We start from the raw sequence: 17,961 nt of genomic DNA on the forward strand, positions 1-17,961 counted from the left end.
GGCAGATTTGAAATATTCATTCTCTCCTCAAAATAGTAGGGTGAGACTGAATCCAATCTCATAGGAGCGTATCTCCCTATTTATACCATTAGTGTCTCTATTCCTGAATCTCTCCAGTGCCCAACGCGCTGAAAGCCCCCCTTGAATATTCTTATGAAGATCCATTGTCAGTTTCCCGATTATCAGATGCTGGTCGTATGGCTCAGGAGAAACAGTATCCGAATAATCATATCTATTGAGTAAAAGAGAATATTCCAAACTTATGATTGGCAATGATTCAAGTTCATATAAATTGGAGAATAGATTATATATCAATTGAACATCGGTTTCATATAAAATTGAAAAATTATATCCCCGCTCCCTCTCCTTGAATGAATCTATTATTTGCATATTAGTCACATAGATATCATCACTTTTCGACCTCTTTGATTCGTCTGTAGAAATATACTCCCTTCTTTTTCTTAGCCTGTAATCCATTCCAATGTTTAAGCTCAGACTTGTTCTGTCCCATTTAAATATTATTCCCATGTTTGGGGAATGGGTATCCTCTTCAATATTTGAAGTTATGATCATATTCCTACTAAAATCATACCCGGCATTCACACTTGCTGAATGATATGGCATCCCTATTACATTGGGCCTAAAAAACCAAAAATTGAAAATCTGCATAAGATCAATAATTATGTTTAGGTTATCGCTCACTGTGACTACCTGCTGAGGGGTTCCGTATATATTTTGTCGTTCGCTAACCTGATTTAAGCCCATTCCAAAATTCAGAACAATCCACCGGAAATCAAGAGTAGAGCTTACACCAATGTTATCAATCAATCTCAGATTGTTATTATAGTCTATGGCTGATGATCCATTGGTATAATTTATCTCCCTGTTAAACTTTCTGTATGCATAATCTCTACCATTTGCAAAGTTTCCTCGCCCCATAAAAGGATACCATGGGGGGAAGTCAAAAGGATTCATACAAATGTCAGCAAATCCATTGTATACCCTCCTTATACCATAATCCTCATCAAGGGAGGATGTCCCCTCCCCCTCGTATGGAACATCTATCTCTTGAAAGAATATAGATCGTGAATAACTAATATTTAAATTTCGAAAAAACTCCATCCCTTTTATCTTGTTGAAAGCGAAGGGCAAATCGAGTCGATTAGAGACTAGCGTGTTTGCATCTTTGGATCTAATATATTTATCTGATATTATCCTCTCACTATCATCGTAATCACTAAAATTATCCTCAATGTAGTTGAAGACCAATCTCAACTCTGGTGAGATCAGGGTTAGCTTCCTTAAACCAAAACTTAGTCCTATCTCTTTATCCCTTCCAACGAATTTAAAGTCCTTATTGTATACAAAGGGGAGATGAAATCCACCATCAACCTCCGACAAAATCTCCATATCATTCTCATCCATCCTCCCCTTCAATTCAACGATCTCATGTGTGCTACTATTAACAGATGGTTTGAAGAATAAAAATGAGTTTTGATAATCTGCGCGAATTTGAGCCCCACCCTTTTGCCTCTTCTCCACCTCGTTGAGTGAGATGAACTGCTCAAGCTCTCCCAGCCCCTTCTCAACAGAATTTCGTCCTATGTCTTCCTCCTGAAAAAATGCATCCATAACAATTGTAGTTGTTATGTTTCCCCAGAGTTTACTATTGATCCTATTTTGTAAAACCAAGGTTGGTGTGTAAACCTGGTTCTGGGTGTGTGCGTTGATCCTGAAATCCGATATATATCTCTCTTTCAGATTATCATATATATCCTGTTTGTATATCAACTTTATACTGGGGAAGATGTATTTATCAGATACAAAATCAGACTCAAATAAGAGACTCTTCTTCTCTGTCTCTCCTCTACTCTCTTCATGCACCTCTTCATTGAAGCTATCAGTTATTGAATCCTCAACTGAAAAATTTAATTGAACCCTCCAGTTTGGCAGAATGTTAATAGATGAAAAGACCTCATTGCTCTTCTCCCTAATATCATCCATTGTCTTCCCTATGGTGTTGAAGTTGTACCCATGCCCCTTTCCTATATACTTGATAATAAAATCTGATAACACCGGTGTGCCGATATCGGATATATACAATGGTCTCTTAAAGGAAATCTTCCCCTCATACCAGTAAGCGCTATCCCGCAGCATTTCTGGTTCACTGACATACATGTCGTTTACCCAGAATTTTCCGCTATTTACGCCACTAATCCCAATTTCAATAAATGAGATCCTTTTCATATCTGGATTACCGGCAATATTACTAATCTCGACATCACCATTAGATCCGCTCTTAAGCTTCAATCTTATCTCCCTCCATATGCCAATATAATCCATTGAAAATCCATACTCATAATAATCATCCTCTGATGATCCGATCTTTAGGGTTATTGAATCACCAATTGAAAACTCCCTGAAGTTAAACCATATATTCATTGTCTTGTAAAATCTGATGTCCATCGGACGTAAGAACTTTCTGGAAGCAGAACCCGTTGAATTGTCATACTCAATCTGGAGCGCTGTCTCCCTCTCTTTTGATAATTCTACATCATTTTTATCCCCATATAGAGATTCATAATTATTATTAACCAAAGATATATATGACTCAGCCCTATAATCGGCATCATTTAAAGTATCAACCTTAGTAATACGAAGAGATCCACTGTCGTCCCTCCAACTCGAAGATACAAATCGAATGCTGTTAATATAAATAGTACCCTTTACCGCGCTATTCCTCAAAAGATAGAGCCTTAATGACTCCACCTGTTTAAGGATTTCGATCTGACTGTCATCGATTCTATCTCTATCCAGATAAATTCTAATATTTTCCCAATCAGTATTGGATCCATCAATGGATATTGCAGAGGATGGAGTTGTGAATACCCCTGGGAGGGTGATTACATGTTCATCTTTATCAAGTATCCCATTCCTATTGAGGTCTTCACTATTGAGCGCGCCATCTCCCATGGTTATCTGACTAAGCTTAGGGCCTGTGCCAATTATCGTTTGAACATTTCCATCAAATTGATACCCGATATCCTCCTCTATCCCAGCGGAGGGATCATAATCGAGAAATCCATTATTATTGACATCCTCAGTATCGAGCAGATCATCATCATCGGAATCCTCGTTTATCCTTCCGATGTCAATGCAGAAATCAACTTCACCACTAACACCCTCTGCGCGATACCATATCTCTACATATTGCAATCCTGAAAAATCAACAGCCATAGCAGAGGGCATTGGGGTTACAATTGGAATGCAATCACCAGTAGAGAAATCGAAATTCAAAACCAGGGACCTCTGCGTTTCAAGCGGTTGGATTGAATCAGGTATATGTCCAATCGCTACATTATAAGGACCTGGTTTTATTGAATATGAGACGCTATAGGGGATAAAGTCAATCCCCCTTAGTGTATCAGGATGAAATGGATCTCTATAGTAGTAATAATACAAAATTCCCCTATTGTCTTGAGCTAAACCGATAGGCATCGATGAAAGCCACCAGTCCTTCTCGGATAGAGAGAGGGGTACAATCTCATCAGTTGCCTCCATGCTATCGATTAGTGCTTTGCCAAAGGTATTGATTTTTTTGTAGCTTCTAGCATATTCCGCATAACAATCTATTTCCACTGGAACTGATTTGGGCTTTATGCCAGTAATATTATTTATGAATCTCTTTAATCTTGCTTCTCCAAGATGTAGTGACGTGTCTCCCTCAAAAACAAGGGTCTGTTCTGGCTCACTTCCGATATTAGGAATTACATCATCCCCGGATTCCCTTGTATAAAGGAGAGTACCCCCAACGTCAAGACTCCTATTTACCCTATAATCACCACGTATTCCGCCACTAAAGGACTTAGACTGTGAATTAAAGGGTAGATACTCGTATTTTACCTCGATCTCTGTCTTTGGGCCAATTAGCGGATTATTGGGATCAATGAATTCTAAAAAACCTGAAGTATAATCGAGTGAGTATAATGAGGGTGCTATTTCTAAGCCGTTTATTCGTATCCGAACACTCTCTGGAATTATATTAAAATGCTTTAACTGAAAGCTTCTGGCCTCCCTGTAATAATCAATTCTAATCTTATAAATAGATGAAAGATAAGCATTCGTCTGTTGCTTTTCAGAATAGATCACATCTGCATCATTCATATCCAAGAGCTGCCGGAAGGGCTCCCTAAGGTGGAACTCTACTATACCATTGGTATAATCCACAGAATATTTCCCCAACTTAGCAACATCACTCTTTGGCAAAAGTGTATTTTCTCTATAAAAAAGTATTCTGAAATTATCCTCCAGAAGCTGTCTGTCCCCAATATTATAGAATGATCGTATCTCATATATATCACGATTGATCCTGCCATCACCATTGACATCATCACCATGAGTCTCATCTAGGGAGTATCCATATTTGATGAATACAAAGTTCTTGCCTGAAAACATCCCACCAGGGTGATTTGAACTACCTGGAGATAGAGCGCATGGATCTGCGGTAGATCGGTCTTTAAGCCAATATACTGCAAAAATATTCGCATTCTCTGGAATATTTTTAATAAAAGTAATTAAGCCAGTGGCATAATTTATCTTATAATCTATGCCGGAAATCAATTTTGAATAATAACAATTATCTAAGGTGAGTCTAATGGCGTTATAATTATTCTGCGGATTCTTATCATCAATGTATATTTCAAAACCAGATGGTTCAATATTTACAGGATAGAGAGTATAAATTTCTGGATTTGACGGTGATGACGTGACCACGACAGAATTTAATACCTCTCCATCAGAAGGGATAGATATCCTATTATCATACCTAATAAATGGTTCGATCTGATAGTATATGTTTCTTATGTATTGATATTCTGATAGCCTGATATAACTCGGAGAAGCATTGCCACGAAATATCTCAATCTCTGTCTCACCCCTTGATACGCTGCCAAAGGCCCTGATTCTCAAGTTCTCCTTCTTTAAGGCTACATCAATCCCAATACCCTTCATTGAGGTTTCATCAAAAGCAACATACTTTGACTTCTCAAGATTTATATCAATCTCACCGGCATTTATCTCCCTAATAACCTCTTCCTCACGAATAGCCCGATATCGCATCACATAGTGATTGTCGCTCTTATCACTATCATGGTCAATATAAACGGTAAGGCGTCTACCGATATCGCCTTCCATATGAAGTTGCAGTTCATGCTCTGCATTGAATCCATCCTTAATAACCCTTGAAACTGGTTTGTCCTCATCATATCTACGGTAACTATCCTTTGTAAATTTCGATTTGCCATATAGCAGATCAATCTTAAGCGAACCATAAGAGTTGATATTCACCTCACCCCTCTTCTCAATGCTGAATCCCTCATCAAAAAGGTTTTCTGTAATAGGTTTATATTTTATTGAGGTGACATATTTCTCCCAATCCCCCTCAAGATATACAAATGGATGAGTGATGTTCTCGTTTATTTCATTAATAAATATATTCTCTTTTTGAAGAGAGATGCCTACTTCTCCTCCTTCTGAGTTTGACTCAATATATCTTAGCAGGATGTCTTTGAAACCTCTTTCCACATAAGTTACTTTTGAAAAGGCAACAGCCAATAAGCATGTTGTCCCCAAATATATTAATAACTTAATACAAAGGGACACCCTTATTATCATTGACTATTTCTTTATGAGGAATGAAATGATTTTAGAAGAAATGAAAGAACAAATCAGGAATATTATATCAATATTTTTTACCAGACTCTGCTCATATAGGGATAAGGATTTGATGCGGCATGACCGACCCTAATCTCATAGTGACAATGATTACCGGTTGCTGCTCCGGTTTGTCCCACATAGGCTATTATTGTGCCCTTCTTCACTCGATCTCCCTTTTTCACTATTATCTTAGAACAGTGGCCATACATCGACTGAAATCCATACTTATGTTTTATTCTTACTAAATACCCGTAACCGCTTCCCCATCCAGCTGAAACCACCACACCTGGCGCTGTTGCTCTTATCGCTGTGCCTGGTGGAGCGGCAATATCTATCCCAGTATGAAAGTCTCTTCCAAAACCAAAAGGGGATCGTCGCCATCCGAATAGTGAAGTAATATGCCCCCTGTTTGGAACAATTGACGGCATATCACCTATTACCTTGCTTCTAACATCAACAAAGGTTTTAATAGTTTTTATGATATTTGTTGTGCTGACAATATCTTTTTGTAAACCTGCTAACGTAAATATTTCTTCAGGTAGTATATTATTAAGGCCCTCAAGTGTATTCAAATCACCCGCATCAGATAAAACACTATTCCATACCTTACCAATATCAATATCACCAACAGTCATTTTATATAAGTCGCTCACTTCTGGTTTAATATTCTTTATCATCTCATCTATTTTGTTTGTATGCTTTTCAAATCTCAACAAGTGAGATCTTATATCCATGTAATCGGACAACAATCTCTGTTCTTCACGCTCGATAGCAGCATTTTTTATGATTGCATAGGTTGAAGTTGATATAACGATCACAAATAGTATCAAGAAAAAGGATAATGTAAATTTTGATATTTGAAAATTAAATATTCTCTTCTGGTTATGTGGTATAAACATAACGGTCATCTTTTCATGACCCTTTTCCAAATAACTATCCCATCTCCTATTGAGTCTCCTCTTATATACATAGTAAGACTCTGAAACCCATTTCTTAATTCTATTTCGATACTTCTTTATCATAAATCTCATCTTGCCTTCCTATTCCAACTAAATCGTATGACTTTTTCTATTTGATATGCGTTTACTCAATCATAACCCCAATATATGATAATGGATAATCATTCTAAAATAGAATCAAAGAGGTATGCAGATTGATGACGCTCCAGCAAAAAATCAACTCCAATAATATTTACATTGATAAAAGCTAAATACTAACAATATAGTCGGATATAGAAAGCATACTTCAATTAAAAGTAGTTTGTATGAATGTTGATTGTACAATACTTTATATTATCATTACACTAATATCATATCTTCCAAGCTTTATACCCTAAACATAAATGGAATCAATGATTCAAATTAACCTTTTCGGTGTATTGCGATAAGACTTTTACGCAATTGCCTCATTAGTATTTCCACAACATACTCGTGACAAATACTATGTCATGGAAATCCATTGACGAAGTCCAATATAAAGGACTTATACCATAGCCTTTATCAAAATAAACAACCGCCTATTTTAGATAATATTATTAATTTAAGCAACCATTTTTTATGGGAATTAAATTTATTATGAATTATGATATTCAAATATAGGATAAATATTATTTTCACGACAATAATAATGATAATAACAGAATGTGCCAGAGGTTTTTTTAAAGTGTTTAAAAATATAATAAAACTTGTTGAAATATCACTATATTCTAATAATTCTTGCATTCAATTATCATCTTTGCTTCAAAAAATTGCCCTGAATAATAATAATCGTTCAAAATAACAGGAGGACAACCTATATGAATTCTTCAGATTCTGTTAACATAGAGAAAACCCTATCTTCTGCAATCGATAAAGCGCTTCATCAGGCCAACAATCTGCTTCATATGATCAAGGACTATAAAAAAATAAAAATAAAACAGATTCTTGATCTGGAATACAATCACTATTCAATAGATGCTAATGGAGTCGTAAGCATATCATCACGGTGGCCTATTGTTAGGTTGCATGAATTTATTTCTGATGATCTCGGCATCGTACAGGGTGCGGAAGATATATTGATATATGAAAGGTATATTCAACATGAGGGATTTCCATTAACAGAGTCCAGGTTTCTGACCAGTCTGCGATACAACCCAGAGAATTGTTGGCATGTTCGCGAGGATATTCAAAATGAATTTCCACATTATGTGGTGCATGGTTCGGATATTCTTATGGTGCAGGCTGGGAGTTTTGCTGGAGCTTCAGCAATATTGCCAATATTTCATGAAGATGTGATTCTGGGCAATGGATGCATAAGAATCAGGGTAAAGGCTGAAATTTGCGAGGTATTTTATTTGCTAAATGTCCTTCACTACTATTATTCACAAGGAATAATACAGATTTCACATAAGGGAGCCCGAGACAAAATCACTATAGAATCGTTATTAAACATTCAATTACCGAATCCTCCGATGGAGGAGCAGAAGCGTATCGCTGACACACTTCTGAAGCTGTCTGGGGCCATGGTTGCACAAACAACTTACAGCGATGAGATGCTGAATCTTAAAGGTATGATTTAGCGTCATTAGCAACTGCTTGACAATTCATATTATTATTAATCATAAATTGTATGATAGTTAAAAATGAGAACTCCTTATAATGCGTTGCTTTAGTATAACTATCCTTGTTATAGAGCACTACTCATTAATATCATAATTAATTGATCACAATCATCATGTTTAGAATAAGTCACTCAAGTAATCTTAACAGGACTATCTGTGTAGGGATTGAACAAATATTATTATGAAATCGCTGCTAATGGTTAACCATTTATATCTTACGATTACGGCTTTTAATGATATAATGATAATTACTAGGAATAATTATACTTCAATAACAAACAGGTTACAGGGATGATCAGTGTTGAGAACCTAACTAAAAATTTCGGGAACAGGCTACTACTTGATGAAGTTAGCCTAAAGATTAATTCCAGAGAACGTGTTGGCCTTGTTGGGCGTAATGGACATGGGAAGACCACACTTTTCCGTATCTTAATCGGCGAGGAACCTTATGACAAGGGCAGCATCATTATTCCCAAGTACTATCGTATCAGCTATGTTCGTCAAATAATTGATTTTACCCAGGATACAGTATTAAAGGAAGGCATGACGGGACTTATGGAAGGAGAACTCGATCATTTTTGGAAAGTCGAGAAAATCCTAGCAGGTCTTGGATTTTCTAATAAGGATATGCAACGAGACCCCAGAGATTTCTCAGGAGGCTACCAAGTTAGACTGAATCTGGCTAAAGCGCTTGTTTCCGAACCAAATCTTCTTCTTTTAGATGAGCCTACCAATTATCTTGATATCACCTCTATTCGTTGGATTGAACGTTTTCTATTAAACTGGCCTAACGAATTGTTACTTATCACTCACGACAGGAGCTTTATGGACAAGATCGTAACACATACAATTGGAATTCATCGAAAAAAAACGCGCAAAATACTCGGAAATACAGGGAAGCTTTACGCGCAGATTGCTCAAGTGGAAGAGATATATGAAAAAACCCGCCTTAAGGATGAGCGTCGGAGGAAAGATGTTGAGCAGTTCATAAACCGTTTCAGGGCTAAAGCTAGACTTGCCAATCTGGTGCAGTCACGTATTAAGAGCCTGGATAAAATGCAGAAGCGGGATAAGCTTGAAAAAATTCAGACACTCGACTTCTCCTTTAGAGATAACCCATTTTCAGGAAAAAGCGTTCTGAGCGCTCGGGATGTCTACTTTTCATACAATTCCGATATCCCGCTTATCAAAAATTTTAATATCACTATTAAACCGCGCGATAGAGTCTGTATAATAGGTAAAAATGGAAAAGGAAAAACAACGCTTCTAAAGCTATTGGCAGGGACTCTCAATCCTCAAAAAGGTGAAATCATAACTACTCCTAATGTGATTAAAGGATTATTTGAACAGACAAACATCAAAAGCCTTATAGACAAGAGAACAGTTGAAGAGGAGCTTCTCTATTCACACTCAGATGTGGATAGACAGATGGCTCGCGATATATGTGGGGCCATGATGTTTAAGGGCGATGATGCGCTGAAGAGGATCAACGTGCTTTCAGGTGGAGAGAAGAGCAGGGTCATGCTTGGGAAGCTGCTCGTAACCCCAGTAAATCTGCTGCTCTTGGATGAACCGACTAACCATCTTGACATGGAGTCATGCGATGCTCTGCTTTCAGCGATTGACAACTTTGATGGCGCTGTAATTATTGTAACACACAATGAAATGTTCCTTCACGCCCTTTCGGAAAGGCTTATAGTATTTCAAAATAATCGCATTTATGTTTTTGAGGGGAATTATCAAAATTTTTTAGATAATAATGGATGGGAAGAAGAGAAAATATCAATTATATCTACTAATAAAGATGATGCGCTAGATAATGAATATAATACAAAAATCAGTAAAAAGGATATTAGACGACATCGCTCTCAAATAATCACTGACCGGTCGAGTGTCTTAAAACCCCTTAAAGCACAAATAGACCAGATAGAAGCGGAGATTGAAGCCAAAGAAGAGGAACTGGAAGAGAACAACAGGTTCATGATAGAGGCGTCAGCATCCCAAGATGGCGAAAGGATATCGGAACTTTCTCAGTCCATACATAACTGCAAATCTGTCATTGACAGCCTATTCGATGAGCTTGAGGAGCTAACAAACAACTTTAATGAGCAAAGCGCTCTCTTTGAGAAAAGACTAAATCATCTTGAACATATCAAAGATTTCTAGATGAGTCAACAATTCTTCTTTATGCATATTTTTTGTTACTAGTGGACTAATAAACAATACAGAAAGGCCTCTTTTGTATTGACTTTTTAAAACCAATATTTCAACATCGATCATATAAACCCTTTTAGCGGATGATCATGAAATAATGAGAGCTGTTTCTCAGGAATTGAGTGATGAAGACGCAGTCTTCAACAATTTTAATACTCGCGTTTAATCATTGAGTTTGGGAGCAATCATTATGCAGAAAAAAAATCAATTAAAAGCACAGCCATTAACATATAATGGAAGAAAGGAAATTGTTTACTGGTTAACCAAAAGCACAGCTAGAATATTATTATTCCCATTTTTCAGATTGGAAATAAATGGTCGTGAAAATCTCCCAAAGAGAGGACCCTTTATCCTATTACCCAAACATCAACGTTGGGAGGATGTACCCCTTGTGGGTATTACCCTACCGAAAAATGTATACTATGTTGCCAAACATGAGCTGTTCAGCAACAACCTCACTAGTTGGTTTTTTGAATCTATTGGGGCTGTGCCATTAAACAGACAACGTCCACTGGAGAGCAGGCCCTATCTTCGCGCCTTAATAGAATTGATAAAGAAGGGAGAACGGATTGTGCTTTTCCCTGAGGGCACATATTATGTAAATGAAATGGGACCTGGAAATATTGGAATCTTGAGGTTTATACTTTCGCGCTTTGATGTTCCATTCATTCCAATTGGAATCTGCTATTCAAAGGTTGGATTCCGGACTGACGTATGTATCTCTATTGGGAACCCTCTCTATGGTAATTCATCAGAGTCTCCAGAAACCTTTCTAGAAAAGACGATGAAGGAGATCGCTTTTCTCTCAGAACTCATTTAAATTACTTCTCTCTGCTATGTAAATATATCAGAATAAGTGAAACAGCATTTTCTCCAATTTGTAAAATCTGAATATTAAGAAAGATGCTATTTCTTAAAAGCAAAATAATTCCCAAAAAATACTTTACAAAAGTTGCTATCAGGTTCGCCATTAAACCAATGGCTTTTGCCTATGTTCAGTAATTGAGCACCAGTTAACTATTTGGAGGATAAATTATGAGAAAGAAAGTGACAATAGTTGGAGCAGGTAATGTTGGCGCCACTACAGCGCAAAGAATTATCGAAAAGGATTTTGCAGATGTTGTTATGATCGATATCCTTGAAGGTGTTCCACAGGGAAAAGCTCTGGATATGACTGAGGCGTCAACCCTCATGAAGCATGATTCAATAATTGTAGGCGGAAATGATTATAAATTAACAGAGGATTCGGATATTGTTGTCATTACTGCTGGTGTTCCGAGAAAGCCTGGAATGTGCCGTGATGACCTATTGAATACTAACGCGGATATAATTAAAAAGGTCGTTGAACAAATTATGCAATACTCCTCAAATACAATCATAATAGTAGTTAGCAATCCACTTGATGCATTGTGCCATGTGGCGTATAAAGTCAGCGGTCTTCCAAGATCAAGGATAATTGGAATGGCCGCATTACTCGATTCAGCACGTTTTAGGGCCTTTATTGCTATGGAGTTAGGGTATTCTGTAAGTTCAGTTCGCGGCCTGGTGTTGGGTTCTCATGGAGATCAAATGGTGCCATTAGTGCGATATACCACTGTTGCAGGAATACCACTACAGCAACTACTATCAGAGGAAAAGATTGAACAATTAGTGCAGAGAACAAAAAATGCTGGAGCCGAGATTGTACGACTCTTGAAATCAGGAAGCGCCTTTTATGCACCATCAGCAGCAACCTCAATCATGGTAGAATCAATCCTCTCTGATAAAAATAAAATAATCCCCTGTTCTGTTTACTTAGAGGGCGAGTATGGGATTAGTGACCTCTTTGTTGGTGTTCCAGTTAAGCTTGGTGACTGCGGCGTCAAGGAGATTATTGAGATTGAATTGAATGATGAGGAGAGGAATTCCTTAATGAATTCAGCAAAAGCTGTAGAGGAACTTGTTAACAAATTAAAAAAAACAGGTTATCTCTAAATGTTCTGTAAAGATATTTTTAATCTATTGATACTGCCGATGCAACAATATGGGCAATTACGAGAATGAAATAAATGAATATCCAAGAAATCACACCTAATTTACACCTCATCAATCTGAAACAGGATATTAGTGGTTTTAGAAATTTTATTAGTTCATGGATTTTCAATAGTAATATCAATTTCCTGGTTGATATTGGGCCTGCTGCCACTATTAAATCATTACTGGAGGCTTTAGAGGAACTAAATATTAAGAAACTTGATTACATATTATTAACCCATATACATCTGGACCATGCCGGTGGTATTGGTCATTTAATAGATCTTTTCCCGGAAGCTAAAGTCGTTTGCTGCCAAAAAGGGATAAAACATCTTGTTGATCCTGAAAAGCTATGGGAAGGAAGCACAAAAGCCCTTAAGGATATTGCCCTAAAGTACGGCCAGATAAAACCAACACCAAAGGAGAGGATAATTCCTGCCGAGGAGTTCAATTCATCAGGGATACAAGCAATAAACACTCCAGGACATGCAGCGCATCATGTAAGTTATGTTTATGATAAATATCTTTTTGCAGGAGAAGCTGGAGGAGTATTCCACTCCTTCAATAATGAACTTTATCTGAGACCTGCCACCCCACCAGTTTTTTATTTGGAGGAGGCGGTCGAGAGTATCAATAAACTTATAGAATTGGGAAAAAAGCACATCTGTTATGGTCACTTTGGTCATTTCGACAACTCATTGGATACTTTATCCATGCACAAAAATCAATTATATTTATGGAAGAATATAATTTCTGATGTGCTCAACTCCTCTAGTAAAGAAAATTTAATAGAAAATTGTGTATCAACTCTTCTTTCGAGAGATGATCTTTTTAAGCCATTAAATGGATTTGATGAAGATATTATTCAGAGGGAATTATACTTTGTGAAAAACAGCATTAGAGGCTATCTTGGATACCTTGAAGTCGATTAGTAATGTAAATATTTACGATGCTGGATTTGCCCCAAGTCGAATTATTAGGGCAGTAAATTTCATTTATAATACAAACTAACTACTCATCACCTGATATATCTTATACCTACTCTCGTATAAATCATCCCCATAAATATCGTTGGCCACAAACATAGGAAAATCTTCCACCTCCAATTCATAAATAGCCTCAGTAGCGTATTCAGGAAACGCCAATATTCTCGATCTTAAAACATATTGAGACAAGAGGGCTCCAGCCCCTCCAAGTGTAACAAAATATACTGCCTTATATTTCTTTATTGCCTCTACCACCTCTTTTCTTCTTTTGCCCTTTCCTATCATCCCCTTTAACCCATTGGATAATAAAATCGGTGTATATGGATCAAGACGTGAACTTGTAGTTGGACCAGCCGCTCCAATAGGCATTCCAGGGGGATTGGGTGTTGGTCCTACATAATAAATAATTTGACCCTCCAATGAAAAGGGTAAAGGTTGACCCTCTTCAATCATTGCCACAAGCCTCATATGAGCCTTATCCCTAGCTGTGTAAATTGTGCCACTCAGCAGTACCCTATCACCAACCCTCAAATCCTTAATTATATTATCATCAATAGGTGTTTCGATAGTCTTAATATCATCCATACATATCATTTCCTGAAGAACTTTCTGGTAGAGTCTTGATACAAATAAAGAGCTACAGTTTTAGATTACAGCTTTTTTTACTCTATGAGCATGGCACTGAATAACAACAGCCACAGGAATGCTTGCGATATGACAGGGGTGTATCTCAATGTGTACGGCTAAACAGGTATATTTACCTCCAAATCCCAGTGGTCCATATCCAAAGTTGTTAATTGCCTTTAGCCATTTTTTTTCTAAACCAGCAACATCTATGTCATCAGCCTTGCCTCCAACTGTTCTCAACAAGGCCTTATGAGCTAAAGTTGTAGACATCTCAAGATTCCCCCCAATACCTACCCCAATTATCAAAGGACCACATGTTTTAGCTCTCTCTGCAGTTGCTCTAACTGAGGTTAATACAAAATTTTCAATGCCTTCAAGACCATCCGCCGGCGTCAGGACAATTGCTTTAGAAACATTCTCACTTCCAGCGCCCTTGGGCATAACACTAATCTTAATCTCATCGCCAGGCACAATATCATAATGTATAATAGCCGGTGTATTATCACCGGTATTTTCACGGGTTAAGGGATGACATATCGAATTCCTCAAGAAACCCTCTTTATATCCCTGACGCACACCCTCATTTATTGCTTCCTTAATGTCGCCTCCAACTATATGTACATCCTGGCCAACTTCAGTAAAAATAGAGACAACTCCTGTATCCTGACAAATGGGTATTTTCAAATCCTCGGCTAATTCAGCATTCTCTAAGAGTAGACCAATGACCTCCTTTCCAATTGGCGACACCTCATCTTCCTGAGCTTTCTTTAATAACCTAATCATATCCATACAAAGAGAGAAGCATGCTTGTTTGCATAAATTCTTTACCACATTAATAATCTTATTAACCCGAACTTCCTTCATTATGAATACACATTTATATTTTTTTTATTTTTTTTCACCCCCCATGTTATGATACAATATATCCCCTCTGTTCTATCAAAAAACAGATATTTCTATTGTATAAAGCCCAAGTGAGTGATAATTATGAGTCAACCCTCATCACCAGATTATAACTCTCACCAATGATATCATCAACGCCGCCCTTTATATTATTTTTATGATACTCGGCTTTGATTTTCATTCTTTCTATATATGATTTAGCAATACTCCCTTTATAATCTGATATTAAAGCCTGTTTTAGTAACAGGTAACCCTTTATAATAGCCCCGATTATATCTACATAATCCTTCTGAAATACAGAATTATATCTTCTCCCCTCTTCCTTTTCCTTTTTTCTAGCCTCAAGAAAGAGTATCTCCCTTGATTCCTTTAAGAATAACCTCATCCTGTCAATCATCTCAAGTAGGTCAAGAACAATTTTCTTCCCATCTGCATTACTAATAATCTCATTCTTATATTCATCAAAGAGGTTATCTAAAAATAATCTGTTTTTTTCTGTCTCCACAAATGTTCTGTTATCGCCAAGCTTAAACTGATTGATAAGGCCCAACTTTTCAAAGTAAAAGGTTTCATTAAAGACCTGATCTATCTGTATCTGACTTGTGCCTTCATATATACTTGTAATTCTTGCATCCCTATAAAAACGCTCCATAGGATATTCCTTAGTAAATCCATATCCTCCATAAACCTGAAGAGATGAATAGGCTACTGTATTTGAAAGCTCTGAGGCATCATACTTTGAAAGAGGGATAAAAATCTCTGAGATTCTGTGATATTTCTTTAATTTATAATTTAACTCCTTATATTCTATACTATCCTTGCTAAAAGTATTCAGCTTTCTCTTGTAGGCTTCCCGCATATCGAAATAATATGAGGCCATATATGTTAAGGCTCTTGTAGCCTGTAGATTGATTTCATTCTCATATATTATCTGCCTTACCGGCGGATGCTCAATTATTGGAACCCCAAATTGGATCCTCTCATTTGCATAGTCCACGGCAAATGAATGCGCTCTCTGCCCAATGGCCAATGCTTGAGTCGCGACACCCAATCTGGCAATATTCATTAATTTAAGCATATTCGGGATCAATCCCCCACCCAATTCTCCAACAAGCACACCAGGTGAATTGTCAAAAAAGAGTTCGCATGTAGCTGACCCCTTTATACCGAGTTTCTTCTCTATCCTTGAAACCTTCTTATCTTCCCCATATACCAGAAACATACTTATCCCCTCTCCAACCTTAGCTAGAGCTAAGACATCACCATATCCATTGGAGATAAATATTTTCGAGCCATTCAGAAGATAGACCTCTCCTAAATTCTGTAACTCCTTTATCCTCTCTGAATTATCAGAGGTTGTATCAACAGGACGAGCAGTTGTCTGCATAACAACGAGATCGCTGCCAGCCCCTGGTTCTGTCAATCCCATAGCACAGAGCCTTTCTCCGCTTATAAGCCTTGGCAGGTATTCGGAGATGATCTTTTCATTAGCAAATTCCACTAGCACCTGAGCAGAACCTTCATTGAGCATTGGGGTCAAACCAAGGCTTGAATCTGCCATAGAAATTATTTCACCATAGGCAAAAAATGTGGTTAATGGAAAATCGAATCCTCCCTTGTCTTCAGGTAAGGTAACACCACAAAACAGACCCAATTCCTTCAATTTTTCATGCCCTTCAGTTATTCCTTTGGGTAATATTACTCTGTTATTTCCATCAGACATCTCCTCAAGTCTGCATTCATCTTTATCATTCCCCTCAGCCTCAGGCTCAACCTGTTCCTCACACCACTTAGCAACAGTCTCCATGGTCATAATGTATTCATCCAGAAGGCTCTCCTTGCCCTGCACAGCCTCAATATCGCCCCAGGGTATATATTTCTCCAGAATAAATCTTAAATCATCAAAACAAAAATCAGCCATTCCCCTACTCTTCTCCTTTTATGAAAATATAATTTAATTACACAGCATCCTTAGATGATAAAATCTCTCCCCTTAAATCCTCGCCTACAAACCCATAAAAAATTACCTCAATGATAACCGGCACTTCGTCCTTAAGAGAGTATTCACAATCATCATTTAACCACTTATGCACAACACCGTCAACAAATCCCAGTATACCATAAAAGACAGTATAAAAATTTGTAGCCTTAATTCTTCCCCTCAGGGTTTGAGCATATATTCGCCTCTTTATCATAGGCAGATGAGAAATAATATCGTCATAAAAATGCTTGTTAACATCACTCAATAACCATGGTGTATGAATTAGTATTCTATAAAGATCCTTATTCTGTTCACAAAAATCGACATAGTATGCTATCGCCTCTTTAATTAATTCAAGAATATCCCTGCCTCTTCTAAATATTTCACTCAATCCCCTTCCTACAAGTGCTATCTTCTCAATAACAAGATCTCTCAAAATATCATCCTTACTGCTAAAATAACGATACACCGTCCCCTTTGCAATTCCAGCCAGCTCAGCGATCTCATCCACATGCGCGTTATGAAATCCCTTTTGTGAAAAAACCATCATTGCTGCGTCTAATATGACACTACGTTTATCCTGTTTTGGTCTTGATCTCTTCTCAGCATGAAAATCCTTCCCCGCCAACTCCATCATCTGTAGGATTGTATTAATCGGCAGGCTCACCATCTGCATCCCGATAGAATCAATATTATCAAGTACTATCCTTACAAACTCAGATAATACATCATGCATCCTCTTCTCTATCAGAAAGGAGGTTACTGAACAAATAAGGCTTGATATCTGATCGTTGAGTTCCCTCTTAAATTCATCTGTATCTTCAGGAGACGAAATCTGTTGAATCTGTTTTCTTAGCTCTTCTACAACCACAGACTCATTAACAGAACCATCATCTGAGAAAAAAGAATCTATATCCATCCTC

General features: G+C 37.3%; 11 protein-coding genes. 5 read left to right on the plus strand and 6 right to left on the minus strand.

Annotated features, from left to right (window positions below):
* Nucleotides 1-27: 27 nt before the first annotated feature.
* The gene (locus tag SVZ03_14090) at nucleotides 28-5,583 is read right to left on the minus strand and encodes a hypothetical protein (protein ID MDY6935340.1); all 5,556 of its coding nucleotides are present in this window, start codon (nucleotides 5,581-5,583) and stop codon (nucleotides 28-30) included.
* A gap of 167 nt (nucleotides 5,584-5,750) precedes the next feature.
* Nucleotides 5,751-6,746: a M23 family metallopeptidase gene (locus SVZ03_14095; GenBank protein MDY6935341.1), complete on the minus strand. Its 996-nt coding sequence runs from the start codon at nucleotides 6,744-6,746 to the stop codon at nucleotides 5,751-5,753.
* A gap of 764 nt (nucleotides 6,747-7,510) precedes the next feature.
* Here SVZ03_14095 and SVZ03_14100 point away from each other — a divergent pair.
* From SVZ03_14100 to SVZ03_14120, 5 genes are all read left to right on the plus strand, one after another.
* Nucleotides 7,511-8,272 (plus strand): restriction endonuclease subunit S, encoded by a 762-nt coding sequence (locus SVZ03_14100; GenBank protein MDY6935342.1) that lies wholly within the window; start codon nucleotides 7,511-7,513, stop codon nucleotides 8,270-8,272.
* Nucleotides 8,273-8,605: 333 nt separating this feature from the next.
* Nucleotides 8,606-10,480, plus strand: coding sequence for an ABC-F family ATP-binding cassette domain-containing protein (locus SVZ03_14105; GenBank protein MDY6935343.1), 1,875 nt, complete (start codon nucleotides 8,606-8,608; stop codon nucleotides 10,478-10,480).
* A 238-nt stretch (nucleotides 10,481-10,718) separates the two neighbouring features.
* Nucleotides 10,719-11,348 (plus strand): lysophospholipid acyltransferase family protein, encoded by a 630-nt coding sequence (locus SVZ03_14110; protein MDY6935344.1) that lies wholly within the window; start codon nucleotides 10,719-10,721, stop codon nucleotides 11,346-11,348.
* A 215-nt stretch (nucleotides 11,349-11,563) separates the two neighbouring features.
* The gene (gene mdh / locus SVZ03_14115) at nucleotides 11,564-12,502 is read left to right on the plus strand and encodes a malate dehydrogenase (protein MDY6935345.1); all 939 of its coding nucleotides are present in this window, start codon (nucleotides 11,564-11,566) and stop codon (nucleotides 12,500-12,502) included.
* A gap of 74 nt (nucleotides 12,503-12,576) precedes the next feature.
* Nucleotides 12,577-13,473: an MBL fold metallo-hydrolase gene (locus tag SVZ03_14120; protein ID MDY6935346.1), complete on the plus strand. Its 897-nt coding sequence runs from the start codon at nucleotides 12,577-12,579 to the stop codon at nucleotides 13,471-13,473.
* 75 nt (nucleotides 13,474-13,548) lie between these two features.
* Here the strand turns inward: SVZ03_14120 and SVZ03_14125 are convergent, their stop codons facing one another.
* The 4 genes from SVZ03_14125 to SVZ03_14140 form a co-directional block, all read right to left on the minus strand.
* A complete protein-coding gene (locus SVZ03_14125) occupies nucleotides 13,549-14,112 on the minus strand; it encodes a FumA C-terminus/TtdB family hydratase beta subunit (protein MDY6935347.1) in 564 nt (187 codons plus the stop codon).
* Nucleotides 14,113-14,172: 60 nt separating this feature from the next.
* Nucleotides 14,173-15,018, minus strand: coding sequence for a fumarate hydratase (locus SVZ03_14130; protein MDY6935348.1), 846 nt, complete (start codon nucleotides 15,016-15,018; stop codon nucleotides 14,173-14,175).
* A 121-nt stretch (nucleotides 15,019-15,139) separates the two neighbouring features.
* Complete coding sequence (locus SVZ03_14135; GenBank protein ID MDY6935349.1) at nucleotides 15,140-16,978, minus strand: acyl-CoA dehydrogenase family protein; 1,839 nt, start codon at nucleotides 16,976-16,978, stop codon at nucleotides 15,140-15,142.
* Nucleotides 16,979-17,015: 37 nt separating this feature from the next.
* A complete protein-coding gene (locus SVZ03_14140; GenBank protein ID MDY6935350.1) occupies nucleotides 17,016-17,957 on the minus strand; it encodes a TetR/AcrR family transcriptional regulator in 942 nt (313 codons plus the stop codon).
* Nucleotides 17,958-17,961: the final 4 nt, after the last annotated feature.

It is taken from the genome of Spirochaetota bacterium, from assembly GCA_034190085.1.
Lineage (GTDB): Bacteria > Spirochaetota > UBA4802 > UBA4802 > JAFGDQ01 > JAXHTS01.

Coding starts and splice junctions, on each gene's coding strand:
- SVZ03_14095 (MDY6935341.1), bottom strand. CDS start 6,746: ATGAGATTTATGATAAAGAAGTATCGAAATAGAATTAAGAAATGGGTT.
- SVZ03_14100 (MDY6935342.1), top strand. CDS start 7,511: ATGAATTCTTCAGATTCTGTTAACATAGAGAAAACCCTATCTTCTGCA.
- SVZ03_14105 (MDY6935343.1), top strand. CDS start 8,606: ATGATCAGTGTTGAGAACCTAACTAAAAATTTCGGGAACAGGCTACTA.
- SVZ03_14110 (MDY6935344.1), top strand. CDS start 10,719: ATGCAGAAAAAAAATCAATTAAAAGCACAGCCATTAACATATAATGGA.
- mdh (MDY6935345.1), top strand. CDS start 11,564: ATGAGAAAGAAAGTGACAATAGTTGGAGCAGGTAATGTTGGCGCCACT.
- SVZ03_14120 (MDY6935346.1), top strand. CDS start 12,577: ATGAATATCCAAGAAATCACACCTAATTTACACCTCATCAATCTGAAA.
- SVZ03_14125 (MDY6935347.1), bottom strand. CDS start 14,112: ATGGATGATATTAAGACTATCGAAACACCTATTGATGATAATATAATT.
- SVZ03_14130 (MDY6935348.1), bottom strand. CDS start 15,018: ATGAAGGAAGTTCGGGTTAATAAGATTATTAATGTGGTAAAGAATTTA.
- SVZ03_14135 (MDY6935349.1), bottom strand. CDS start 16,978: ATGGCTGATTTTTGTTTTGATGATTTAAGATTTATTCTGGAGAAATAT.
- SVZ03_14140 (MDY6935350.1), bottom strand. CDS start 17,957: ATGGATATAGATTCTTTTTTCTCAGATGATGGTTCTGTTAATGAGTCT.